20 protein-coding genes and 2 pseudogenes are annotated in these 23961 nt (G+C 73.0%); 12 read left to right on the forward strand and 10 right to left on the reverse strand.

Annotated elements, in window-relative coordinates:
* Positions 1-3: 3 nt before the first annotated feature.
* The 7 genes from serC to AMK21_RS12600 all read right to left on the reverse strand — a co-directional run bounded on the left by serC (position 4) and on the right by AMK21_RS12600 (position 6700).
* On the reverse strand, positions 4-1122 hold the full coding sequence (gene serC, locus AMK21_RS12570) for a phosphoserine transaminase (protein WP_073877214.1): 1119 nt from the start codon (positions 1120-1122) through the stop codon (positions 4-6).
* A 97-nt stretch (positions 1123-1219) separates the two neighbouring features.
* A complete protein-coding gene (locus tag AMK21_RS12575; RefSeq protein WP_073877216.1) occupies positions 1220-2449 on the reverse strand; it encodes a cytochrome P450 family protein in 1230 nt (409 codons plus the stop codon).
* Complete coding sequence (locus AMK21_RS12580; RefSeq protein WP_073877218.1) at positions 2446-3708, reverse strand: cytochrome P450; 1263 nt, start codon at positions 3706-3708, stop codon at positions 2446-2448. Before AMK21_RS12580 ends, AMK21_RS12575 begins: the two co-directional genes overlap by 4 nt.
* The gene (locus AMK21_RS12585; RefSeq protein ID WP_073877219.1) at positions 3705-4364 is read right to left on the reverse strand and encodes a GTP-binding protein; all 660 of its coding nucleotides are present in this window, start codon (positions 4362-4364) and stop codon (positions 3705-3707) included. Before AMK21_RS12585 ends, AMK21_RS12580 begins: the two co-directional genes overlap by 4 nt.
* Positions 4345-4716: a DUF742 domain-containing protein gene (locus AMK21_RS12590; RefSeq protein WP_007449967.1), complete on the reverse strand. Its 372-nt coding sequence runs from the start codon at positions 4714-4716 to the stop codon at positions 4345-4347. Before AMK21_RS12590 ends, AMK21_RS12585 begins: the two co-directional genes overlap by 20 nt.
* Positions 4713-5150 (reverse strand): roadblock/LC7 domain-containing protein, encoded by a 438-nt coding sequence (locus AMK21_RS12595; RefSeq protein ID WP_073877220.1) that lies wholly within the window; start codon positions 5148-5150, stop codon positions 4713-4715. Before AMK21_RS12595 ends, AMK21_RS12590 begins: the two co-directional genes overlap by 4 nt.
* Positions 5147-6700, reverse strand: a complete 1554-nt coding sequence (locus tag AMK21_RS12600) for a sensor histidine kinase (protein ID WP_073877222.1) — start codon at positions 6698-6700, stop codon at positions 5147-5149. Before AMK21_RS12600 ends, AMK21_RS12595 begins: the two co-directional genes overlap by 4 nt.
* A 242-nt stretch (positions 6701-6942) precedes the next feature.
* Here AMK21_RS12600 and AMK21_RS12605 point away from each other — a divergent pair, with 242 nt between their 5' ends.
* Both AMK21_RS12605 and AMK21_RS12610 read left to right on the forward strand, forming a co-directional pair.
* Entirely contained in the window at positions 6943-9786 is a 2844-nt protein-coding gene (locus AMK21_RS12605) for an FAD-binding and (Fe-S)-binding domain-containing protein (RefSeq protein ID WP_073877224.1), read from the forward strand.
* Positions 9787-9840: 54 nt separating this feature from the next.
* Positions 9841-10137: pseudogene (locus tag AMK21_RS12610) on the forward strand (phosphotransferase-like protein); the annotation flags it as partial.
* A gap of 13 nt (positions 10138-10150) precedes the next feature.
* Here the strand turns inward: AMK21_RS12610 and AMK21_RS12615 are convergent.
* Entirely contained in the window at positions 10151-11083 is a 933-nt protein-coding gene (locus tag AMK21_RS12615; protein ID WP_073877226.1) for a LysR family transcriptional regulator, read from the reverse strand.
* 117 nt (positions 11084-11200) lie between these two features.
* Between AMK21_RS12615 and AMK21_RS12620 the strand changes: the two genes are divergently transcribed.
* Complete coding sequence (locus AMK21_RS12620) at positions 11201-12160, forward strand: EamA family transporter (RefSeq protein WP_073877228.1); 960 nt, start codon at positions 11201-11203, stop codon at positions 12158-12160.
* 13 nt (positions 12161-12173) lie between these two features.
* Here the strand turns inward: AMK21_RS12620 and AMK21_RS12625 are convergent, their stop codons facing one another.
* Positions 12174-12608: a type II toxin-antitoxin system VapC family toxin gene (locus AMK21_RS12625; protein WP_073877230.1), complete on the reverse strand. Its 435-nt coding sequence runs from the start codon at positions 12606-12608 to the stop codon at positions 12174-12176.
* A complete protein-coding gene (locus tag AMK21_RS12630) occupies positions 12605-12847 on the reverse strand; it encodes a CopG family transcriptional regulator (protein WP_073877232.1) in 243 nt (80 codons plus the stop codon). Before AMK21_RS12630 ends, AMK21_RS12625 begins: the two co-directional genes overlap by 4 nt.
* 247 nt (positions 12848-13094) lie before the next feature.
* Here AMK21_RS12630 and AMK21_RS12635 point away from each other — a divergent pair.
* From AMK21_RS12635 to AMK21_RS12675, 9 genes and pseudogenes are all read left to right on the forward strand, one after another.
* Positions 13095-13283, forward strand: a pseudogene (locus AMK21_RS12635) (TetR family transcriptional regulator); the annotation flags it as partial.
* 118 nt (positions 13284-13401) lie between these two features.
* Entirely contained in the window at positions 13402-14208 is an 807-nt protein-coding gene (locus tag AMK21_RS12640; RefSeq protein WP_073877234.1) for a TIGR03084 family metal-binding protein, read from the forward strand.
* The gene (locus tag AMK21_RS12645; protein ID WP_073877236.1) at positions 14205-15935 is read left to right on the forward strand and encodes an acyclic terpene utilization AtuA family protein; all 1731 of its coding nucleotides are present in this window, start codon (positions 14205-14207) and stop codon (positions 15933-15935) included. Before AMK21_RS12640 ends, AMK21_RS12645 begins: the two co-directional genes overlap by 4 nt.
* Positions 15932-17530 (forward strand): acyl-CoA carboxylase subunit beta, encoded by a 1599-nt coding sequence (locus AMK21_RS12650; protein WP_073877238.1) that lies wholly within the window; start codon positions 15932-15934, stop codon positions 17528-17530. Before AMK21_RS12645 ends, AMK21_RS12650 begins: the two co-directional genes overlap by 4 nt.
* 36 nt (positions 17531-17566) lie before the next feature.
* Positions 17567-19567, forward strand: coding sequence for an acetyl/propionyl/methylcrotonyl-CoA carboxylase subunit alpha (locus AMK21_RS12655; protein ID WP_073877240.1), 2001 nt, complete (start codon positions 17567-17569; stop codon positions 19565-19567).
* Entirely contained in the window at positions 19564-20736 is a 1173-nt protein-coding gene (locus AMK21_RS12660) for an acyl-CoA dehydrogenase family protein (RefSeq protein ID WP_073877242.1), read from the forward strand. The genes AMK21_RS12655 and AMK21_RS12660 overlap by 4 nt, the downstream gene beginning before the upstream one ends.
* 140 nt (positions 20737-20876) lie before the next feature.
* Complete coding sequence (locus tag AMK21_RS12665; protein ID WP_073877244.1) at positions 20877-22460, forward strand: 4-coumarate--CoA ligase family protein; 1584 nt, start codon at positions 20877-20879, stop codon at positions 22458-22460.
* A complete protein-coding gene (locus AMK21_RS12670; RefSeq protein WP_073877246.1) occupies positions 22457-23191 on the forward strand; it encodes an enoyl-CoA hydratase family protein in 735 nt (244 codons plus the stop codon). Before AMK21_RS12665 ends, AMK21_RS12670 begins: the two co-directional genes overlap by 4 nt.
* Positions 23179-23784, forward strand: coding sequence for a TetR/AcrR family transcriptional regulator (locus tag AMK21_RS12675; protein ID WP_073877248.1), 606 nt, complete (start codon positions 23179-23181; stop codon positions 23782-23784). Before AMK21_RS12670 ends, AMK21_RS12675 begins: the two co-directional genes overlap by 13 nt.
* Positions 23785-23961: the final 177 nt, after the last annotated feature.

Genomic DNA, 23961 nt, shown 5'->3' on the forward strand with positions numbered 1-23961 from the left:
GGGCTACAGCTTCTCGATCACGTAGTCGATGCACGCCGTCAGCGCCTGCACGTCCGCCGGGTCGATCGCCGGGAACATCGCCACGCGCAGCTGGTTGCGGCCCAGCTTGCGGTACGGCTCGGTGTCCACGATGCCGTTGGCGCGCAGCACCTTGGCGACGGCGGCCGCGTCGATCTCGTCCGAGAAGTCGATCGTGCCGATGACCTGCGAGCGCTTCGCCGGGTCCGTGACGAACGGGGTCGCGTACTTGGACTCCTCGGCCCAGCCGTAGAGGTGGCCGGAGGACGCGGCCGTGCGGCCCGTCGTGAAGTCCAGGCCGCCCTGGGTGTTCATCCACTTCAGCTGCTCGTTCAGCAGGAACAGGGTGGACAGCGCCGGGGTGTTGTACGTCTGGTTCTTCAGGGAGTTGTCGATCGCCGTCGGGAGCGAGAAGAACTCCGGGATGTGCCGGCCCGAGGCGTGGATCCGGGCGGCGCGCTCCAGGGCGGCCGGGGAGAACACGCCGATCCAGAGGCCGCCGTCGGAGGCGAAGGACTTCTGCGGGGCGAAGTAGTAGACGTCGGACTCGGTGACGTCGACCGGGAGGCCGCCCGCACCGGAGGTGGCGTCCACCAGGACGAGCGCGCCCTCGTCGGCGCCCGCGACGCGCTCGACCGGTGCCGCGACACCCGTCGACGTCTCGTTGTGGGTGAAGGCGTAGACGTCGACGCCCGCCTCGGCCTGCGGGTCCGGGTGGGTGCCCGGGTCGGAGGCGATGACGGTGGGGTCGGACAGCCAGGGCGCGAGCTTCGCGGCCTTGGCGAACTTGGAGGAGAACTCACCGAAGTTCAGGTGCTGGGACTTCGCCTCGATCAGACCGTGCGTCGCGATGTCCCAGAAGGCGGTGGAGCCGCCGTTGCCGAGGATGACCTCGTAACCCTCGGGGAGGGCGAAGAGCGCGCGCACGCCGTCGCGTACCTCGCCGACCAGGTTCTTGACCGGGGCCTGGCGGTGGGACGTACCGAGGAGAGAGGTGCCGGTGGCGGCCAGCGCGTCGAGCGCCTCCGTCCGCACCTTGGAAGGACCGGCGCCGAAGCGTCCGTCGGCGGGCTTGATGTCAGCGGGAATCTGGATGTCGGCCACGCGTCGGAGCGTAGTCCCTCGGCGGCACGGCTCAGCAACCGTGTCCGTCCGATGAGACGCGCGCTCCGGCCCGTGGGCGCCCGCGTGCAGTGACGAACTACGCGTCGTGGCCGAACGGACAGCCCAGCTCCACCGGCAGCTCGTACAGGTCGTTCTGCGTCACGATCGGCTTGTTGCGCAGCTCGGAGGCCGGGACCGCCAGCTCCAGCTCCGGGAAGCGCTCGTAGAGGGCGGGGAGCGCGATGCCCGCCTCCAGGCGGGAGAGCGCCGCACCCGGGCAGACGTGCGGGCCGTGGCCGAAGGCGATGTGGCGGTTCGGGGTGCGGGTGGCGTCGAACTCGCCCGCCGTCGGGCCGTACTGCTCCTCGTCCCGGCCCAGGGCGCCGAACGAGATGATCAGGCCCTCGCCCCTCGGGAGGATCTTGTCGCCGACCTCGATGTCCTCCGTCGCGAAGCGGATCAGGACGTGTGAGGTCGGGGTGTTCCAGCGCAGGGTCTCCTCGATCACGCCGTCCCACGGGATCTCGCCGTTCAGCACCTTCTCGCGCTGCTCCGGGTGGGTCTGGAGCGCCTCGACCACGTTGACGATCAGGCTGATCGTGGTCTCATGTCCGGCGGCGATGATCAGTTGCAGCGTGTTGACGATCTCCTCGTCGGTGAGGTGGTCACCGTCCTCGGAGGCCGCGATCAGGGCGCTGGTGAGGTCGTCGCCCGGGTTCGCCCGTTTGTCGTCGACGATCTTCGTGAAGAGGGTCCCGAGATCCGCCATCATCTGCGGGACCTCCTCCGGCGGCGTCTGCGTCGAGAAGAACTTCTCGAACAGCTCCTTCAGCCGCGGGTGGTCCGCCGCGTCCACCCCCATCAGCTCGCTGATCACGTTCATGGGGAGCGGGTAGGCGAATTCCGCCTTCAGGTCCACCGGCTGTCCGGCCGGGAGGGCCGCCAGCTTCTCCAGGCTCGCGTTCGTCAGCGCCTCGATGCCCGCCCGCAGCCGCTCCACCCGCTTCACCGTGAGCGCCTGCGCCACCAGCGCACGGAGACGGCGGTGGTCGGCCCCGTCGACCGTCAGCATCGAGCGGCCCGGGTTGGCCAGGCCGATCAGTGGCCAGTCCATCGGTATCTCGCCGCGCTGCCAGGCGCCCCACACGTTGATGTCCTTGACCACCCGGCTGTCGGTGAGCAGCGCGCGGGCCTCCGCGTGGCGGGTCACCGCGTAGACGTGCACCCCGCCCGGCAGCTCCACCTCGGCCAGCGGACCGGCCGCCCGCAGCGCGGCGCTCTCGCCGTCGAGGTCGGTGACGAACGGGTCCAGCGCGATGCGGGTCATGCGGGGCCTCCGAGGCTTCCGGGTCTGCCGAGTGCGGGCGTGGGCGTGAAGAGCACCGGCAGGTCCGTCAGTCCGCGCAGCCACGGCGACGGGCGGCGGGTGAGCTGCTCGGCGGGGACGGCGAGGTCCACGTCCGGCAGCCGGTCGAGGAGGACCTCGATGCCGGTACGGGCGATGACCTCGGCGGTCTCCTGGGCCGGGAACGGGCAGCGGTGCTCGCCGTGGCCGAAGGAGAGGAAGGCGTTGTTGCCGCCGGTCAGCGCCGAGCCGTGGGTCCGTATCTGCGGGTCCCCGTTGGCGGCGGCGAGGCCGAGGAGCAGCAGGTCACCGGCGCGGATGTGGCGGCCGCCGAGGTGGGTGTCGCGGGCGGCCCAGCGGCCGGCCACGTTCTGCGTCGGGGTGTCCTCCCAGAGGACCTCGTTCATCGCTTCCGCGACACTGTGGCGCCCGCCCGAGAGCGAGGCGGCGAACCGGTCGTCGGTGAGCATCAGGCGCAGGGAGTTGCCCATCCAGTCGGCGGTCGGCTGGTGCCCGGCCGCCATCATCACCATGAGGTCCTGGGCGACCTCCTCGTCGGTGAACCCGCCGGCGTCCGCGATCATCCGGCTGGCGACGTCGTCACCGGGCTCGGCGTGCTTGTCGGCCAGCAACTGGAACATCGACGTGCCGAGGTGCTGCTGTCCGGCGAGCGCCCGCTCCCGGCCGTCGATCATGTCGTTGATCGCACCGACCAGGGGGTAGGCCTCCTCGTCGGAGAAGCCGTAGATCCTGGCCAGGACCAGAGCGGGGAGCAGTTTGGCGTACTCCGCGATGATGTCGACCGAGCCCTTGGTGCAGAACCGGTCGATCAGCTCGTCCGCGAACTCCTCCGCGTACCGCTTCAGGGAGAACGGGTCGACGCCCTCCAGTGCGTTGCTGATCATCATCGCGCGGACGCTGTGGCGCTCGCCGACCGTGTAGAGGATCGAGGGCTGCTTGCGCCCGATCATCGGCAGCAGCGGCCAGTCGTCGGGGATGCGGTCCCACTGGTTCCACAGGTCGGAGTCCCGGCTGAAGAGGGCCGGGTCGCCGGTGACCTGGTGCAGCTCGCGGTAGCCGAGGACGAGCCAGGCGGGCACGTCGCCGTCCAGCACGACCGGGGCGACGGCGCCGTGGTCGCGCCGCATGTCGCGGTAGAGCTGGACGGGGTCGCTCTGGAAGCGGGGCCCGGACAGGGGTACGGACCCGTGGGTGACGGGGCAGCCGGAGGTGGTGGTCACGGGGCGGGCTCCGGGGTCGGGGCGGCCGCCGCCAGCGCCGCCTCGGGGGCGGCCGCCTCAGGGGCGAGCAGGCGGGCGGCGGAGAGCGCGGCGAGGTGTTCGACGAGCGTGATGAGCACGTACTTGCTGGAGGACCGGTCCCGGGCGTCGCACTCCACCAGCGGCACGTCGTCCGCGAGGTCCAGGGCCTCGCGGATCTGCTGCTCGCTGTGGAGCGGGCCGCCGAAGTCGTTGCACGCCACGATGAACGGCGTGCCGTGGTGCTCCAGGCGGTCGATGGCGTACCAGGAGTCGGCGAGCCGGCGGGTGTCCACCAGGACGACCGCGCCCAGCGTGCCGGAGAACAGCCGGTCCCACAGGAACCAGAACCGCTCCTGTCCGGGAGCGCCGAAGAGGTACAGCACCGAGCGTTCGTCGAGCGTGATGCGGCCGAAGTCGAACGCCACGGTGGTGGACGTCTTGGCCTGTACGCCGTCGAGGTGGTCGACGGCCTCGCCCGCGCGGGTCATCGTCTCCTCCGTGTTGAGCGGACGGATCTCGCTCACGGAACGGACCATGGTGGTCTTGCCGACGCCGAAGCCGCCCACGACAACGATCTTGAGTCCGTTGTCGGCGGTGTCGCTCAGGGCGGCGCGGTCAGAGGTTGCGGAGTCCAACGAGCACCTGTTCCAGGATGTCGGGGTCGGGGAGCCGGTCCGCGACACGGGCGGTACGGGGGTGGCGGGCGCTGATCCGGCCGGTGTCCAGCAGGTCGCACAGCATGATGCGGACGATGCTGACCGGCAGGTTCAGGCTCGCGGCGATCTCGACGACGGCGGTGGGGCCCTGGCACATCCGCAGGATCGCGACGTGCTCCGACTGCATGCCGGGGGCCGGGTCGCACTCGGCGACGACGAGGGTCACCAGGTCGAAGGCGGCCGAGTCGGAACGGCTGCGTCCCCCGGTGAGGGTGTACAGCCGGTCCGGATCGTCGTCGCGGCCCGGGCGGGGGCGGGGCGCCGTCGTCATACGGCCGAGCTCTCGGCCGCCGGAAGGTCGGCGGCGGGGGAGCGCGGCGGGGCGACGAGGTGTTCGCCGAGCTGCTCGACGAGCTCGCTCATGTTGTGCCCCACCAGGCCCACGTCGGATTCCTCGTCGGCGACGACGGCCAGGTGGGCGCCCGCGCCCGCCTCGACGATGAACAGCACACCGCCGTAGAACTCGGCCATCGCGGAGCGTACGCCGCCGGTGCCGTCACCGAACTCGATGGACGCGCCGTGCGACAGGCTCTGGATCCCGGCGGAGATCGCGGCCAGCTGGTCGGCCTGGTCGACCGAGAGCTCGGGGGTGCGGCACAGCTTGAGGCCGTCGCGGGACAGGACGAGAGCGTGGCGGGTGCCGGGGGTGCGGTCGAGCAGCCCCTCCAGCAGCCAGTTGAGCTTCTCGTCGGTGGTCGCGGTCATCGGGTGTTGCCTTCCGGGTGCGGGGAGTTGGCACGTACCGCCCGGCTGAAGGTGCTGAAGCGCGCTGCCTGGACCTTCGGGTCGGTGGTACGGGCCCGGGGGTTGTCGGCTCCGCCGGAGGTGGCGTTACCGGTTCGGGACTCGGCGGCGGCCAGCGTGCGGCCGCGGCGGCGCTTGGGTAGGCCGCTCTCGCCGAACGCGGGGACGGTGCCGGTGGACTCGGACTCGGACTCCGACTCCGTGCTCTGTGGCTCCGCTGCCGGCGCCGAGGGCGTGGCGGAGTCGTCAGCGGTCACGGACCGGGCCGTGGGCGCGGTCCGGGCGGTGTCCGCGCCGGCGGCCGAGGCGTGCGACGGCTCCGGCTCGACGGGGGCGGGAGCAGGGGGCGCGGTCGGGAGCGCGGCCGCCGGGCCCGGGGCCGGTGCGGTGGCGCGGGAGATGAGGTCCTGCGGCAGCATCATCAGCGCGCCGGTGCCGCCCCGGGCCGAGGGCCGGAAGGAGACGGTCAGGCCGTGCTTACGGGCCAGCCGGCCGACGACGGCGAGGCCGAGCCGGGTGCCGGAGAGGTTGGTGAGGTCCTGGTTCTCCGCGGAGACGGCCCGCTCCGCGCGGCGCAGCTGCACCTCGCTCATGACCAGGCCGCTGTCCTCGACGGTGATGACGATGCCCGCCGGGACCTCCTCCACGTAGACGTGGACCTCGGCGGTGGGCGGCGAGAAGTTGGCAGCGTTGTCCAGGAGTTCGGCGAGCGCGTGCATGACGCCCTCGGCCGCGTGCCCGGCGATCGCGACATCGCTGGTGGAGTGGAGGCGGACGCGCTGGTAGCTGCCGATGCGGCCCATCGCGCCGCGCAGGATCGACTCCATGACGATCGGCTTGGCCCAGCGCCGCCCGGAACGCGCGCCGGTCAGTACGGCGATGGAGTCCGCGAGCCGGCCCGCCTGGGCGGTGCGGTGGTCCAGGTACAGCAGGTCCCCGAGCACGGATTCGTCCGTGTGCCGGTGCTCCATCTCCCGCAGGTCGGCCAGCATGCTGGTGGCCAGGGCCTGCATCCGCCCGGCCGCGTTGGCGCAGGCCGCGACGGCGGCGGACCGCTCGGTCTCGGCGCGGGTGGCGCGGGCGGTGAGCCGGTCGACGGTCACGGACAGCCGGGACCGCTCGGCGGCGGCCTCCGCGGCGATCCGCTCGTTCTCGGCGCGGGCCTCGGCGGTGATCCGGGCGGTCTCGGCGGAGGCGGCGGCCTTGATCCGGGCGGTCTCCGCGGTGAAGCGCTGGGCCTCGGCCGCGGAGGCGGAGACCAGGCGCGAGGTCTCGGAGGTGAACCGCTGGGAGTCGGCGGCCCGCAGGGAGCGCAGCGTGCGCGCGGCTCCCAGGGTGTGGACGGTGACGGCCACGCTGACGCTCAGCAGCACGGCGGCCGCGCCCGCGCCCCAGGCCAGCGGGGTCCGTACCGAATCGGGGGCCGCGGCCACGGCCCACAGAGTCAGCGTGCCGGTGGCGGCTGCCGAGATCAGCAGGGCGAGTGCGGTGGGCCTGAATGAGGGGCGCAATCGGAGTCCTCGGTGGCGGACGGTGCGGAACGGGCGAAACTGGACCGGCTAAATCCGGACAGTTCACCACGGGAGCGGGCGATCATGCACAACTGGAGCTGATAGTTCCTGCTCAAGTCCTGGTCACTATAGGAGACTTGACGGTCTGTTTGGGAAGATCCTGTGGGCTTTTTTGTGCGGCTTGAGGGTTTTTATCCGTCCGCATCCCAAGAGTTCATCGGTACCGACGGCATGCTGAAGCCATGGCCGAACAGCATCGCCCGACCGCCGAGGCTCCTGACGGGTTCGCCGCCGCGCTCCGCTCCGCCGTGCGCGGCGAGAGCGACTTCGGGCGCTCGGCCCGGGCCCTGACGACGATGGACGCCTCCAACTACCGCCGCGTCCCCCTCGCGGTCCTCGCCCCGCGCGACGCCGACGACATCGCGGCCGCGCTGACGCTCTGCCAGGAGTACGGGGTCCCCGTCGTTCCGCGCGGCGGTGGCACATCCATCGCGGGCCAGGCCACCGGCACCGGCCTCGTCCTGGACCTCACCCGCCACCTGCGCGCGATCCTCGACCTGGACCCGGCCGCCCGCACCGCCACCGTCCAGCCCGGCGTCGTCCTGGACGACCTGAGGGCCGCCGCCGCGCCGCACGGCCTGACCTTCGGCCCGGACCCCTCCACGCACAGCCGCTGCACCATCGGCGGCATGATCGGCAACAACTCCTGCGGCTCGCACTCGGTGGCCTGGGGCACCACGGCGGACAACGTGCGCGGGCTGTCGGTGGTCCGGTACGGGGGCGAGGCGCTGCGCCTGGAGCAGGGATGGGCCGTTGGCCCCCACGGCGTACGCGAACTGATCGACGCCCACCTCGCCCTCCTCCGCACCGGCTATCCCGACCTCCCGCGCCGCATCTCCGGCTACGCGCTCGACGCCCTGCTCCCCGAACATCCCTCCGGCCCCGACCCCGTACGGGCGTTCTGCGGCAGCGAAGGCACCCTCGCCGTGGTCACCGAGGCGACCGTCCGCCTGGTCGAGGATCCGCGCGCCCGCGCCCTGGCCGTCCTCGGGTACGCCGACGAGTCGGCGGCGGCCGAGGCGGCCCCGGGGCTCCTCCCCTACCGCCCGCTCACCGTCGAGGGCATGGCCGCCGACCTCGTACGCGAACCGGCCGGGCTGCTGCCGCGCGGGGCCGCCTGGCTCTTCGTGGAGACGGGCGGCGCCACCCCGGCCGAGGCGAAGGCGCACGCCGAGCGAATCCTGCGGGCGGCCGACGCGGTGGACGGGACCGTCGTCACCGACCCGGCCGGCCAGCGGGCCCTGTGGCGCATCCGCGAGGACGCCTCCGGCACCGCGACCCGGATGCCCGACGGCACCGAGGCCTGGCCCGGCTGGGAGGACTGCGCGGTGCCGCCCGCCCGGCTCGGCCCCTACCTACGCGACTTCCGGGCCCTGCTCGCCCAGCACGGCCTGCGCGGAACGCCGTACGGCCACTTCGGCGACGGCTGCATCCACGTCCGCATCGACTTCGACCTCCTCGCCTCGCCCGGGATCGCCCGATTCCGCGCCTTCTCGGAGGAGTTGGCGGACCTCGTCGTCGCGCACGGCGGCTCCCTCAGCGGCGAGCACGGCGACGGGCAGGCGCGCGCGGAGCTGCTGCCCCGGATGTACGGGGACGAACTCGTGGGCCTCTTCGGCCGGTTCAAGGACCTGTGGGACCCGGACGGCGGCCTGAACCCCGGCGTGCTCGCCCGCCCGGCCCGCCTCGACGAGAACCTCCGCTTCGCCGTCCTGCCGAAGCGCCCGGTGGACGTGGAGTTCGGCTACCCCCAGGACGGCGGCGACTTCGCGGGCGCGGTACGGCGCTGCGTCGGCGTCGCCAAGTGCCGTACGGAGACGGCTCCCGGCGCCGACGTGATGTGCCCGTCCTTCCGGGTGACCGGCGAGGAGGCGCACTCGACGCGGGGGAGGGCCCGGCTGCTGCACGAGATGCTCGCGGGCGAGGTGATCACGGACGGCTGGCGGAGCACGGAGGTACGGGACGCGCTCGACCTCTGCCTCTCCTGCAAGGGGTGCCGTAGCGACTGCCCGGTGGGCGTCGACATGGCCACGTACAAGGCGGAGTTCCTGCACCACCACTACCGGGGCCGGCTCCGGCCCGCCGCCCACTACGCGCTGGGCCGCCTCCCGCGGTGGCTGCGCCTGGCGGCGCCCTTCGCCCGCCCGCTCAACGCCTTGGCGCGGATGCGCCCGCTGGCGGCCCTCGCGAAGCGGCTGGCGGGGATCACGCCCGAACGGACGATCCCGGAGCTGGCGACAGAGACGTACAGCCGGTGGCTGCGCGGACGGCAGGGCAAGGGAACGCGCATCCGCTCGTCCCGCCGGGTGGTGCACGTCTTGGCGGACACCTTCACCGAGTACCTGTCGCCGCAGGTGGGCCGGGCGGCGGTCCGGGTGCTGGAGGAGGCGACGGGGCGTACGGTGCTGCCGCCGCCGCGCGGGGTGTGCTGCGGGCTCACGTACGTGTCGACCGGGCAGTTGGACCGGGCCCGTGCGGTGATGCGCCGGACCCTGGACCGGATCGGCCTGTTCGCCGGCCACCCGCTCGTCGTCCTCGAACCGAGCTGCGCCGCCACCCTCCGTACCGACCTGCCCGAACTCCTCCCCGACGACCCGCGCGCCGCCGAACTGGCCTCCTCGGTACGCACCTTGGCCCAGTACCTGGAGGAGTACGCCCCCGACTGGACCCCGCCCCGCCTGGACCGTCCGGCCGTCGGCCAGACCCACTGCCACCAGCACGCGGTCCTGGGGGACGCGGCGGAGCGGCGGCTGCGGGAGCGGATGGGGCTGACCGGTGAGCTGAGCGGGGGGTGCTGCGGCCTGGCCGGGAACTTCGGCTTCGAGAAGGGCCACTGGGAGGTGTCCGTTGCGTGTGCGGAGGAGCAACTGCTGCCGGCGGTGAGGGGATCGGAGCCGGGTACGGAACTGCTGGCGGACGGGTTCTCCTGTCGTACGCAGCTGGACCAGCTGGCCGGGCGGCGTGCGCGGCATCTGGCGGAGGTGATCGCGGAGGGGCTGGGGGCCGGGAGGGAGGGCGGCCGCTGAAATGCGTTTCCCGCGCCTGCGGGCGCTTGTACGGTGACGCGCGTGAAGACTCGAGTGATCGTTCTCAACGGCGGTTCCAGCTCCGGCAAGTCGGGGATCGTCCGGTGTCTGCAGGCCGTACTGCCGGACCACTGGCTCGCGCTGGGGACCGACACGATGGTCGACGCGATGCCCGCATCCCTCCAGGCCTCGGACGCCGGGATCGCGCTCGGCCCGGACGGCGGGGTGAGCATCGGCCCGGAGTTCCGGGAGCTGGAGGACGCCTGGACCGAGGGGATCGCCGCGATGGCCCGCGCGGGCGCCCGGATCATCGTCGACGAGGTGTTCCTCAGCGGCGCGGCGGGCCAGCGGGCCGGGCCCGGGCTCACCCGCGTGCGACCATCTCCCGGGCCAGCGCGGCCAGCTTCGGCAGGGCGGGGTGGCCTGGGCCGTCCCGGCGGGCGAGGAGGACCGGGACGCCCGGGGCGTCCTCCAGCGGAACGTAGGCGACGCCCGGGTGCGGGTGCATGGCGGCCGTGGAGGCGGCCGAGACGCCGTTGCCGCGCCCGGCGGCGATGGCGGTCAGCCAGTCGTCGGTGTTGGCGACGGTGAGGGTGGCGGCGGGCCGGGCCTCCGGTGGCCACAGCCCGGGGGTCGTGGTGCCGGAGACGGTGTTCAGGACGACGGGGCCGTCCGCGAGGTCGGCGAGGCGCAGCGACGTACGCGAGGCGAGCGGGCCGTCCGCGGTCACCGCCGCCACCCGGGCCTCGGTGAACAGCACCTCGGTGACGAGCCCCGGCGCCTCCACCGGCCCGCGCAGCAGCGCCGCGTCGACCTCGCCCCGGGTGAGCCCGGCGGTGCGGTCGTCGATCCGGAGCAGCTCCAGCGGGGTGGCCGGATACCGCTCCTGCCAGCTCCGCAGCAGCGGTGTGGTGTACGGGCCGAAGGCCGACCAGGCGTGCCCGAGCCGCAGGGGCCAGTGGCGCAGCCGCCCGGTGTCGAGCGCCTCGTCGAAGGCGGCGACCGCGGCGGCGGCCTTATCGTGGAAGGCGACGCCCTCGGGGGTGAGGGCGAGGTGGTGGGTGGAGCGGTCGACGAGCCGGATGCCCAGGTGGCGCTCCAGGGCGGCGAGGGTGCGGGAGACGGCGGGCTGGGTGAGGCCGAGGTGCGCGGCGGCCCGGGTGACGTTGCCCTCCTCCGCGACGGCGAGGAAGGCCCGGAGGTGGCGGAGCTCGACGGCGCGAGTGGGGGCGGGGCGGCCTGGGTGTGTGAGGGACCTTGGTTCGCCTGCGGTTTCCGCGCCTTCCGGGTTGCTCATGCGTCCGGAGCATAACGGGAGCCCAGAACTCATTTCACGGGACGCGTGCGGGTCCTTAACGTGGAGCCTGGCCGCCGCGTGCGCGGCGCGTTGCTCCGTACCCTGGGAAGGCCGCCCGTGAACGTCCAGCGCAGTGCCGCAGAGCCGGCCGCCGCAGCCGTCGCCGTACCCGAGGCGGTGCCCGCTCTGGATGCCGCCGACCACGGGTCGGGGCCCGGCCCCGGGCGTGGGACGGCGCTGGTGCCGATCGTGCTGGTGGTCGCGGGTGGCCTGTCCGTCCAGTTCGGCTCGGCCGTCGCGGCGCTGCTGATGCCGAAGGCGGGGGCGCTGGGCGTCGTCACGCTCCGGCTGGCGGCGGCAGCGCTGATCCTGCTGGTGGTGTGCCGGCCGAAGCTGCGCGGACACTCGCGCGCGGACTGGGGCACGGTGGTCGCCTTCGGCGTCGCGATGGGCGGCATGAACACGCTGTTCTACCAGGCGCTGGACCGTATCCCGCTCGGTATCGCCGTCACCCTGGAGGTGCTCGGCCCGCTCGCGCTCTCCGTCTTCGCCTCGCGCCGCCTGATCAACGTGGTGTGGGCCGGGCTCGCCCTGGTCGGCGTGGTCCTGCTCGGCGGAGGGGGCTTCGACCGCCTGGACCCGGTCGGTGCGGCGTACGCGCTGGGGGCCGGGGCGATGTGGGCGGCGTACATCGTGTTCAGCGCCCGCACCGGCCGCCGCTTCCCGCAGGCGGACGGGCTGGCCCTGGCGATGGTGGTGGCGGCGGTCCTCTCACTGCCGCTCGGCATCTGGGAGTCCGGCGAGAAGCTCACGGTCCCGTCCACGCTGGCGCTCGGCGCGGCGGTGGCGGTCCTCAGCTCGGTCCTCCCGTACACCCTGGAACTCATGGCCCTGCGCCGACTGCCCGCCTCCACCTTCGCGGTGATGATGAGCCTGGAACCGGCGATCGCGGCCACGGCGGGCTTCCTCATCCTGAATCAGGCCCTCTCCACGGCGGACGCCCTGGCCATCGCGCTGGTCATCGGGGCGAGCATGGGCGCGGTACGCAGTCAGACGGGGGCGCGGAAGCAGGGGTGAGGGGGCGGAGGCCTCAGCTGTCGGCGGGCAGGATCCGGAAGGCGTCCAGCCCCGGTGTCAGGGGGGCCATCGCCCGGAAGTCGCGCTGGTCCAGGGTGAAGATGCGGTCGGTCCGATAGCGGTCGGCGAGAACCACTCCGACTGCGTCGGCCAGGTCGAGCTGCAGGCCTTCGTACTTCCGCCTGACTTCCTGGGCGGTACGCAGGTCGGCGAGCTTGAGTTCGGCGAGGCGGTACTGGCCGTCGTCCATGCGGGAGTTCAGTGCCTCCATCACCTGCATTGCCGCCGGGAACCCCAGGCCGCGATGGACCAGGTGATCCAGCTCGGTGACGACCAGGGGCGAGATGGCCAGCCTCTCGTTCTCCAGGATCCGGGCCGCGTCGGAATGCTCCGCCTGTGCGGCGTCGAAGGCGGCGTAGAGGGCGGAGGTGTCGGCGACGATGATCAACGGCGTGCGGCCCGTTCCTTGATGTGTTCGTACACCGACTCGTTCATCTCGTCGGGTGTGAGGGAACGTCCGCTGTCGAAGACCGGCAGCTCCCGGCTGCGCTTCGGCCGCTCCGCATGGTCCAGCAGCAGGGCGATGCTGCGCCGGATGAGCTCCGCCTTGCTGATTCCGGTCGCGGCCGATTCGGCGTCGAGTCGCACTTCCAGTTCTTCCGGAAGGTACACGGTCGTCTTTATCATGAGGCCAGATTACCACCCTGCCCTACGTAGGGCAGGGTGGGAGATTCGAGCGTGGGATCACCAGGCACGGTTCGGCAGTCATCGGCGGAGATGGGCAGCGGCGGCCTGCCTCGGGCGGGCCCCGGCACGGCAACCCGACACGGCCCCGGGCCTCAGGCGGGTGCGGGGAACGGGAACCGGACATCGGTCATCGCCTCCGACACCTCCCACAGCCGCCGCCCGGTCTCCGCGTCGGTGGCCCCCGGGGCGGCAGGGGCGCGCCCCGGAGGGGGACCTCTATCCCCGCCTCGCCGCCGGTGCCGCCCTCACCGCCTTCGACACGGTGCTGCGGCGCTGGAGCGACAGCGGGGGCGCCGAGGATCCCGCTGTGCTGACGGACCGGGCCTTCGCGGTCCTCGCCCCGGCGCTGGACACGGTCGAGGCGCGCGGGTCGTAGGCGACCGGTGGCCGGCCCCGGGCCGAGGCCGGGCAGAAAACCATGCAAGCGTGCTTGAATGTTTCCTGGTCCGCTGCCATGCTCCTGGGCACCACACCCGGTCCCGAGGGGAGCGCACGTGTCCGTTGTCGCAGCGGTGGTCGACGATCTACGCGAGGAGAGCGACGAACTCGACGCACTGGTGGGCGCGTTGGAGCCGGACCGATGGCGTGGCCCGACCCCCGCCGAGGGCTGGACCGTCGCCCACCAGATCGCCCACCTCGCCTGGACCGACGAGGTCGCCCTGCTGGCGGCCACCGAGCCGGACCGGTTCGGCGACGAGGTGGCCAAGGCGCTCGCCGCCCCCGAGGCCTTCGTCGACGAGGCCGCCGAGGCCCTGGTCGCCGCCCACGCCCCGGACGCCCTCCTCGCCCGGTGGCGGGGCGGGCGGCAGCGGCTCGACAAGGTGCTGCGGGACGCCCCGGCGGGGACCCGGATCCCCTGGTACGGGCCGCCGATGAGCGTCGCGTCCATGGCGACCGCCCGGCTCATGGAGACCTGGGCCCACGGCCAGGACATCGCCGACGCCCTGGGGGTCTCCCGCGCCACCACCGCCCGGCTGCGCCATGTCGCCCGGATCGGCGTACGGACCCGGAACTACGCCTACGCGGTACGCGGCATCACGGCACCTGCGGATGAGTTCCGCGTCGAACTGGTAGCGCCAAAAGGAGAGTTGATCGCGTACGGGCCCGAGGGCGCCGCCCAGCGCGTCACCGGCCCGCTGCTCGACTTCTGCCTCCTGGTCACCCAGCGCGCCCACCGCGCCGACCTCGCCGTCACCGCCGAGGGGCGCGACGCCGACCAGTGGCTCTCCATCGCCCAGGCCTTCGCCGGACCTCCCGGGCCGGGCCGGCTGCCACGTGCGGAGCGGGACGGTCACCGGTGAGCGCCGCCCCCGCCCCCGCGCCCCTCCGTATCGGCAACGCCTCCGGCTTCTACGGCGACCGCTTCGACGCCGTCCGCGAGATGCTCACCGGCGGCCCCCTCGACGTCCTCACCGGCGACTACCTCGCCGAGCTGACCATGCTCATCCTCGGCCGCAGCCGCCTCAAGGACCCGGCGAAGGGGTACGCCACCACCTTCCTGCGCCAGCTCGAAGAAGGCCTCGCCCTCGCCCACGAACGCGGGGTGAAGATCGTCACCAACGCGGGCGGCCTCAACCCCGCCGGACTGGCCGACGCCGTACGTAAGTTGGCGGCCAAGGTCGGGGTCCCGATCACCGTCGCCCACGTCGAGGGCGACAGCCTCCCCGTGCCCGACGGGTTCCTCACCGCCAACGCCTACCTCGGCGGCGCCGGGATCGCCGCCTGCCTGCGGGCCGGGGCCGACATCGTCGTCACCGGCCGGGTCACCGACGCGGCCCTCGTCACCGGCCCGGCCGCCGCCCACTTCGGCTGGCGCCCGGACGACCTGGACGCGCTCGCGGGGGCGGTGGTCGCCGGGCACGTGCTGGAGTGCGGTACGCAGGCGACGGGCGGGAACTACGCCCTCTTCGGGGAGCACGACGTGCGCCGCCCCGGCTTCCCCCTCGCCGAGATCCACGCCGACGGGTCGTCCGTGATCACCAAGCACGACGGTTCGGGGGGCGTCGTCGACCTCGGCACGGTCACCGCCCAACTCCTGTACGAGACCGGGGGAGCCCGGTACGCCGGCCCCGATGTCACTGCCCGCCTCGACACCGTACGGCTCACCCCCGACGGCCCGGACCGGGTCCGCATCGACGGGGTACGCGGCGAGGCCCCGCCGCCCACGCTCAAGGCCGGGCTCACCCGGCTCGGCGGCTGGCGCAACGAGGTCGTGTTCGTCCTCACGGGCCTGGACATCGAGGCCAAGGCCCGCCTGGTGAAGCAGCAGTTCGCCGATGCCCTGGAGCGCGGCGCCGGGCGCGCGCCGGCCGGGGTCCGCTGGGAGCTGGCCCGGACCGACCGCCCCGACGCCGACACCGAGGAGCGGGCCAGCGCCCTGCTCCGGCTCGTCGTCCGCGACCGGGACGCCGACGCGGTGGGCCGGGCCGTCTCGGGGGCCGCCGTCGAACTGGCCCTCGGCAGCTACCCGGGATTCCACGTCACCGCCCCGCCCGGAAAGGGCGCGCCCTACGGGGTGTTCGAGGCGGCCCACGTACCGGCGGGGGAGGTCGCGCACACCGCCGTGCTGCCGGACGGGCGCCGGGAGATCGTAGAACCGCCCACGTGCACAAAGGAGTTGGTCGAGGTGGGCGAACCGCCGCTCCCCGCCCCGTACCCCTCCGGGCTCACCCGCCGTGCCCCCCTCGGGCTCATCGCGGGCGCCCGCAGCGGCGACAAGGGCGGCGACGCCAACGTGGGCGTCTGGGTGCGCGACGACGACGCCTGGCGGTGGCTGGCCCATGAGCTGACCGTCGAGCGGTTCCAGGAACTCCTCCCGGAGGCGGCCGACTTGACCGTCAAACGCCATGTCCTGCCCAACCTGCGCGCCCTGAACTTCACCGTGCACGGCCTCCTGGGGGAGGGCGTCGCCGCGCAGGCCCGGTTCGACCCGCAGGCCAAGGCGGTGGGGGAGTGGCTGCGGTCGCGGTGGCTGCCCGTCCCCGTCGGACTGCTCGAAGGCATCGATGACCCGGAGGTGTCCGCATGACCGTCCTGCTCACCGGGCTCGACACCGGCAGCCCCGAATACACCGCCCATCGGGCCACCATGCTGGCCAAGCTCACCGAGCTGGAGGCCGAGCACGCCAAGGCGCTCGCGGGCGGCGGCGAGAAGTACGTGACCCGGCACCGCAAGCGCGGCAAGCTCCCCGCGCGGGAGCGGATCGAGCTGCTGGTGGACCCCGACACCCCGTTCCTGGAGCTGTCGCCGCTGGCCGCCTGGGGCAGTGACTACGCGGTCGGCGCCTCGCTCATCACGGGGATCGGGGTGGTGGAGGGCGTCGAGTGCCTGATCACCGCCAACGACCCGACCGTACGCGGCGGGGCCTCGAACCCGTGGACGCTGAAGAAGGCCCTGCGCGCCAACGAGATCGCCTTCGCCAACCGGCTCCCCTGCATCAGCCTGGTGGAGTCGGGGGGCGCCGACCTTCCGTCGCAGAAGGAGATCTTCATTCCGGGCGGGGCGCTCTTCCGGGACATCACGCGGCTGTCGGCGGCCGGAATCCCGACCGTGGCCGTCGTGTTCGGCAACTCGACCGCCGGAGGCGCGTACGTCCCCGGCATGTCCGACCACGCCGTGATGATCCGGGAGCGGTCCAAGGTCTTCCTCGGCGGACCGCCGCTGGTGAAGATGGCGACCGGCGAGGAGAGCGACGACGAGTCCCTCGGCGGGGCCGAGATGCACGCCCGTACGTCGGGGCTCGCCGATCACTTCGCCGTGGACGAACAGGACGCGATCCGGCAGGCCCGGCGTATCGTCGCCCGCTTCAACTGGCGCAAGACGTCACCCGACCCGGGGCCCGCCGAGCCGCCGAAGTACGACGAGGAAGAGCTCCTCGGGATCGTGCCGGGCGACCTGAAGGTGCCCTTCGACCCGCGCGAGGTGATCGCCCGGCTGGTCGACGGCTCGGACTTCGACGCGTTCAAACCGCTGTACGGGGCGAGCCTGGTCACGGGGTGGGCGCGGCTGCACGGGTATCCGGTCGGGATCCTCGCCAACGCGCAGGGGGTGCTGTTCAGCGAGGAGTCGCAGAAGGCCGCCCAGTTCATCCAGCTCGCGAATCAGCGCGACATTCCGCTCCTCTTCCTCCACAACACCACCGGCTACATGGTCGGCAAGGAGTACGAGCAGGGCGGCATCATCAAGCACGGCGCGATGATGATCAACGCGGTCGCCAACTCGAAGGTCCCGCACCTGTCGGTCCTGATCGGCGCCTCGTACGGGGCCGGGCACTACGGCATGTGCGGCCGCGCCTACGAACCGCGCTTCCTCTTCGCCTGGCCGAGCAGCAAGTCCGCCGTCATGGGGCCGCAGCAGCTCGCGGGCGTCCTCTCCATCGTCGCCCGTGCTTCCTCCGCCGCGAAGGGGCTGCCGTACGACGACGAGGCGGACGCCGGGCTGCGCGCGATGGTGGAGCAGCAGATCGAGGCGGAGTCGCTGCCGATGTTCCTGTCCGGGCGGCTGTACGACGACGGGGTGATCGACCCGCGCGACACCCGGACCGTCCTCGGGATGTGCCTGTCCGCGATCCACACCGCACCGGTCGAGGGCGCCCGTGGCGGCTTCGGCGTCTTCCGGATGTGACCCGCGCATGACGAATCTTCCGGATGTGAGGGCCAGATGACCATCACCACTCTCCTTGTCGCCAACCGGGGCGAGATCGCCTGCCGGATCTTCCGCACCTGCCGTGCCCTGGGCATCACCACCGTCGCCGTGTACTCCGACGCGGACGCCGACGCCCTGCACGTACGCGAGGCGGACCTCGCCGTACGCCTGCCGGGCTCCGCCCCCGCCGACACCTACCTGCGCGGCGACCTCGTCGTGGCCGCAGCGCTGGCCGCCGGTGCGGATGCCGTGCACCCCGGCTACGGCTTCCTCTCCGAGAACGCCGCCTTTGCCGCCGCCGTGCAGGACGCGGGTCTTGTGTGGGTGGGCCCGCCGGTGAAGGCCATCGAGCTGATGGCGTCCAAGACCCGGGCCAAGGAGCTGATGGGCGGGGCGGGGGTGCCGCTGCTGGCCCCCGTGGACCCGGCGACGGCGAGCGCCGACGATCTGCCGCTGCTGCTGAAGGCCGCGTCGGGCGGGGGTGGTCGCGGCATGCGGATCGTCCGCGAACTCGAATCCCTGCCAGGGGAGTTGCTGGCAGCGGCTGCCGAGGCCGCGTCCGCCTTCGGGGACGGCGAGGTGTTCGCGGAGCCGTACGTGGAGCGGGGCCGGCACGTCGAGGTCCAAATCATGGCGGACGCGTACGACACCGTGTGGGCGCTCGGGACCCGGGACTGCTCGCTCCAGCGCCGCCACCAGAAGGTCATCGAGGAGGCCCCGGCGCCCGGTCTGGACGAGGCGCTGCGGGCGCGGCTGCACGACGCGGCGGTGGCTGCGGCGCGGGCGGTCGGCTACCGGGGGGCGGGGACCGTGGAGTTCCTGGTCTCGGCGGAGGGGCGGCCGTACTTCCTGGAGATGAACACCCGCCTCCAGGTCGAGCACCCGGTGACGGAGGCCGTGTTCGGGGTGGACCTGGTCGCGCTGCAACTGCGGGTGGCGGAGGGGGAGCCGCTGGACCCGGCGCTCCCGTCTCCGTCGGGCCACGCGGTGGAGGCCCGGCTCTACGCCGAGGACCCCGCGCACGACTGGCAGCCGCAGACCGGAGCACTGCTCACGCTGGAGGTGCCGGACGCGCCCGGCCTGCGCCTGGACACCGGATACACCGGCGGCGACACCATCGGCGTCCACTACGACCCGATGCTCGCCAAGGTCATCGCCCACGCCCCGACGCGGAGCGAGGCGGTACGGCTGCTGGCCGGAGCCCTGGAGCGCGCCCGCATCCACGGACCGGTCACCAATCGGGCCCTGCTCGTACGGTCGTTGCGTCACCCGGACTTCGTGGCGGCCCGTCTCGACACCGGCTTCTACGACCGGCACCTGGCCGACCTCACCGCCCCGGGACCCGGCGACCCCGCCACCGCCGCCCTCGCCGCCGCCCTCGCGGAGGCCGTACGCGCCACGAACGCCCCAGGCCCCGCCCCCACCCGCTTCGGCGCCTGGCGCAACGTCCCCTCGCAGCCCCAGGTCAAGCGCTACCGCAGCGAACCCGACGGCACCGAGCACGAGATCGCCTACCGCACCCCGCGCACCGGCACCCCGGAACCGCACGACGCCCCCGGCGTCCGGGTCCTCGCCGCCACCCCGGACCGCGTCGCCCTCGAACTCAAAGGCCTCACGCGGCACTTCACGATCACCACCGACCGCGACCGCCTCTATGTGGACACCGCCGGAGCCTCGTACACCTTCACCGCCCTGCCCCGCTTCACCGACCCCGCCACGCAGACCGACCCCGGCTCCCTCCTCGCCCCCATGCCCGGCACCGTCGTCCGCCTCGCGGAGGGCCTGGCGCCCGGGGTCGCGGTCGAGGCCGGGCAGCCGCTGATCTGGCTGGAGGCGATGAAGATGGAGCACCGCATCCTCGCCCCGGCCGCCGGCACCCTCACCGCCCTGCACGCCGCCCCCGGCCACCAGGTCGAGGTGGGCGCCCTGCTCGCCGTGGTCCAGGAGGACCTGGGCCACGACCCCGCACCCGTAACCGCACCCGTAACCGTATCCGCACCGGAGGAGAATGCATGAGCACCGTCCTCGAAACCGAAGAGCACCAGGCGCTGCGCGCCGCCGTCGCCGCCCTCGGAAAGCGATACGGGCGCGACTACATGACCACCGTCATCCGCGACGGCTCCCACACCCACGAGCTGTGGGCGGAGGCGGCGAAGCTCGGCTACCTCGGGGTGAACCTTCCCGAGGAGTACGGCGGCGGGGGCGGCGGCATGGCGGAACTCTCGATCGTGCTGGAGGAGTTGGGTGCGGCGGGCTCTCCCCTCCTCATGATGATCGTGTCGCCCGCGATCTGCGGCACGGTCATCGCCCGCTTCGGTACGGACGAACAGAAGCAGCGGTGGCTGCCGGGCCTCGCCGACGGCACGCTCACCATGGCCTTCGGGATCACCGAACCGGACGCCGGGTCCAACTCCCACCGGATCACCACCACCGCCCGCCGCGACGGGACGGGACCGGACGCCGGCTGGGTGCTCACCGGCCGAAAGGTCTTCGTCTCCGGCGTCGACATAGCCGACGCGACCCTGATCGTGGGCCGCACGGAGGACGCCCGGTCGGGGAAGCTGAAGCCCTGCCTGTTCATCGTCCCGCGCGATGCGGAGGGCTTCGGGCGGAACCGGATCGACATGGAACTCCACGCCCCTGAGAAGCAGTTCGAACTGGTCCTGGACGACGTACGGCTGCCCGCCGACGCCCTGGTCGGAGACGAGGACGCGGGGCTGCTCCAGCTCTTCGCGGGGCTGAACCCCGAGCGGATCATGACGGCCGCGTTCGGGATCGGGATGGGCCGGTTCGCGCTCGGCAGGGCCGTCGAGTACGCCCGTACGCGCCAGGTCTGGAAGGCCCCGATCGGCGCCCACCAGGCCATCGCGCACCCGCTCGCCACCGCGCACATCGACCTGGAGCTGTCGCGGCTGATGATGCAGAAGGCCGCCCGGCTCTACGACGACGGGGACGACATCGGCGCCGGCGAGGCGGCGAACATGGCGAAGTACGCGGCCGGCGAGGCCTGCGTGAAGGCGGTCGACCAGGCGGTCCACACCCTGGGCGGCAACGGCCTGACCCGCGAGTACGGGCTCGCCTCCCTGATCACCGCGTCCCGGGTGGCCCGGATCGCGCCGGTCAGCCGCGAGATGATCCTGAACTACGTCTCGCACCAGTCGCTGGGCCTGCCGAAATCGTACTAGAGGCCCTCAGAGCGATTTCGCCCGTCCTACCTCTCCCCCTTCCCCACCCCCAGGGGCGATTCTGACTCTCCACACCCGCACGGTGTCCCGCGCCGCCTCCCGGGCGGCGCGGGCCACCGCGACGACAGGGGTTGACTGCCATGGTGTTCCGCAGTGAGTACGCAGAAGTACCGGCCCTCGACGAGCCCATCCACGAAGCGGTCCTCGGCGGGGCCGCCGGGTTCGGTGACACGGTCGCCCTGATCGACGGGACGAACGGCATGTCCCTCACGTACGCCCAACTCGACGGATTCCACCGGCGGATCGCCGCCTCACTCGCCGAGGCGGGGGTCAGGAAGGGCGACGTGCTCGCCCTACACAGCCCGAACACCATCGCGTACCCGGCCGTCTTCTACGGCGCGACGCGCGCCGGGGCCTCCGTCACGACGGTCCACCCGCTGGCGACGGCCGAGGAGTTCGCCAAGCAGCTGGCCGACAGCGGGGCGAAGTGGATCGTGACCGTCTCCCCGCTCCTGGAGACGGCCCGCCGGGCGGCCGAACTGGCCGGCGGCGTCCAGGAGATCTACGTCTGCGACCAGGCGGAGGGCCACACCTCCATCCTGGACATGCTCTCCTCCACCGCCCCCGAGCCGGCCGTCGCCATCGACCCCGGCGAGGACGTGGCGGCGCTCCCGTACAGCTCCGGCACGACGGGCACGCCGAAGGGCGTGATGCTGACGCACCGGTCGATCGCGACGAATCTGGAGCAGCTGAGACCGTTCATCCCGATGGGGGAGGGTGACCGCATCCTCGCTGTTCTCCCCTTCTTCCACATCTACGGCCTGACGGCGCTCATGAACGCGCCCCTGCGCTGCGGCTCGACCGTCGTCGTCCTCCCGCGCTTCGACCTGGCGCAGTTCCTGGAGGCCATCCAGACGCACCGCATCACCGGCCTGTACGTGGCTCCGCCGATCGTGCTGGCGCTGGCGAAGCACCCGCTGGTGGGGGAGTACGACCTGTCGTCGCTCCGGTACATCGTCAGCGCCGCCGCCCCGCTCGACGCCGAGCTGGCGGAGGCGTGCTCGGCCCGGCTGGGGGTGCCGCCGGTGCGGCAGGCGTACGGGATGACGGAGCTGTCGCCCGGCACGCATGTGGTGCCGCTCTCCGTGGAGGAGCCGCCGGCGGGCGCGGTGGGAAAGCTGCTGCCGAACACCGAGATGCGGATCGTGTCGCTGGAGGACCCGGCGCGGGACGCGGAGCCGGGGACGGACGGCGAGATCCTGATCCGCGGACCGCAGGTGATGAAGGGCTACCTGGGCCGCCCCGACGCCACCGCCGACATGATCGACGCGGACGGCTGGGTGCACACGGGCGACGTCGGCCGGACCGACGAGGGAGGCTGGCTGTACGTCGTCGACCGGGTCAAGGAGCTGATCAAGTACAAGGGCTACCAGGTCGCGCCCGCCGAGCTGGAGGCGCTGCTGCTGACCCATGAGCAGGTGGCGGACGCGGCGGTGATCGGGGTGTACGACGCCGAGGGCAACGAGGTCCCGAAGGCGTTCCTGGTCCGGGGCCCGGCGGCGGACGGCCTGACCACCGACGAGGTGATGGCGTACGTCGCCGAGCGGGTCTCCCCGTACAAGAAGGTGCGGCAGGCCGAGTTCATCGGGGCCGTCCCCCGGGCGGCGTCCGGCAAGATCCTCCGGCGCGAGCTGCGCGACCGGGAGAAGACGGAGGAACAGTGACTCTGATCGTAGGGGCGAGGGAACGGGGTGTGGCGACCCTGGCCCTGGACTCCCCGGCCAACCGCAACGCGCTCTCGGCGGCGCTGGTGGACGAGGTCCGGGAGGCGCTGGCGGAGGCCGCCGCCGACGACACCGTACGGGCGGTGGTGCTGACCCACACGGGGTCCACGTTCTGCGCCGGGGCGGACCTCACGGCTCCGCCGGACCCGGCGGCGTTCGTAGGCCTGATGCGGGACATCGTGGCGCTGCCGAAGCCGGTGGTGGCCCGCGTCGACGGGCATGTCCGGGCGGGAGGTCTCGGCCTGCTGGCCGCGTGCGACATCGCGGTGGCGGGCGAGGCGTCGTCCTTCGCGCTGACGGAATCGCGGCTGGGCCTGGCCCCGGCGGTCATCTCCCTGACGCTGCTGCCGCGCGTGGACCGTACGGCGGCGAACCGCTACTACCTCACGGGGGAGCGGTTCGACGCGGCGGAGGCGGCGAGGATCTCGCTGGTGACGGTGGCCGCCGAGGACGTGGACCAGGCCCTCGTCCCGGTCCTGGACGGCCTGCGCAGGGCGTCACCGCAGGGGCTGGCCGCATCGAAGGAGCTGGTCACGGCTACGGTGCTGGAGAGCTTCGGCCAGTACGCCGAAGGCCTCATCGCCCGAGCTGCCACGCTGTTCGCCTCCGAGGAGGCCAGGGAGGGGGTGACGGCCTTCCTTGAACGACGGGACCCGGCATGGGTGCGGTGACATCCTCCAGTGTTGCGAGATCGGCTCACGCGCCGAAGCAGGACCGCAGCCGGGCGACCCGGCAGCGGCTCCTGGAGGCGGCGGTGGCCTGCCTGGCCGAACACGGCTGGGCGGGCTCCACCGTCTCGGTCGTCGCCGAGCGGGCCGGGGTCTCGCGGGGCGCGGCCCAGCACCACTTCCCGACCCGCGAGGACCTGTTCACGGGGGCGGTGGAGTACGTGGCCGAGGAGCGTTCGGCCGCCCTGCGCGCGCTCCCCGTCCAGGGCCGCGCGGAGGTGGTCGCGGCGCTGGTGGACCTGTACACGGGGCCGCTGTTCCGGGCCGCGCTCCAGCTCTGGGTCGCCGCGTCCAACGAGGACCAGCTGCGCCCGCGCGTGACGGAGCTGGAGGCACGGGTGGGCCGCGAGACCCACCGCATCGCGGTCGAGCTCCTGGGCGCCGACGAGTCCCGCCCCGGCGCCCGCGAGACGGTCCAGGGCCTGCTGGACATGGCCCGCGGACTGGGCCTCGCCAACCTCCTGACCGACGACACCGCCCGGCGTGCGCGGGTGGTGTCGCAGTGGGCGGCGCTGGTGGAGGAGGGGCTGGGGTGAGCCGTGCCCGTGGGCCGGCGCGGGTTCTCGGTGCGGGCGCGGGCCTTTCGGAGTCGGGGAGTTGACGCACGGATGAGGAGTCGGCGTCGAACGTCCGCACGGCCGCCCGATCGGTCGTAGGCCGCCGTGGCGCCGGCTGCGTTGACGCTGTGCGCAGGCAGCAGCAGTGGTCAGGGA

This window comes from Streptomyces sp. CB00316 (assembly GCF_001905595.1).
In the GTDB taxonomy this organism is placed as follows: domain Bacteria; phylum Actinomycetota; class Actinomycetes; order Streptomycetales; family Streptomycetaceae; genus Streptomyces.